Genomic DNA, 380 nt, shown 5'->3' with positions numbered 1-380 from the left:
CTCCATGACTTCATCGATTAAACCATATTCTTTTGCTTCTTCAGCAGTTAAGAAGTTATCACGATCAGTATCTTGTTGAATTTTCTCAATTGATTGACCTGTACGCTCAGCTAAAATACGATTTAATTTTTCACGAGTTTTTAAGATATGGTTTGCAGCAATTTCGATTTCAGTCGCTTGACCTTGTGCACCACCTAAAGGTTGGTGAATCATAACTTCAGCATTTGGTAATGCAAAACGTTTACCTTTAGCTCCTGCTGCTAATAAGAATGATCCCATAGATGCTGCCATACCAATACAAATTGTTTGAACATCCGGTTTAATATGTTGAATTGTATCATAAATAGCAAAACCTGCTGTAACACTACCACCTGGTGAAT

Annotated in this window: 1 protein-coding gene; it reads right to left on the bottom strand. The window is 36.3% G+C overall.

Annotated features, from left to right (window positions below; translation table 11 throughout):
* Positions 1-380 (bottom strand): ATP-dependent Clp protease proteolytic subunit (locus tag HZY83_RS00045; protein ID WP_179942085.1); only part of this gene is annotated, 380 nt, incomplete at both ends.

It is taken from the genome of Gemella sp. GH3 (genome assembly GCF_013415425.1).
Classification (GTDB): Bacteria; Bacillota; Bacilli; order Staphylococcales; family Gemellaceae; genus Gemelliphila.
The sequence above is the reverse complement of the archived record's forward strand: the minus strand, read 5'-3'. Positions and strand labels throughout refer to the sequence as shown.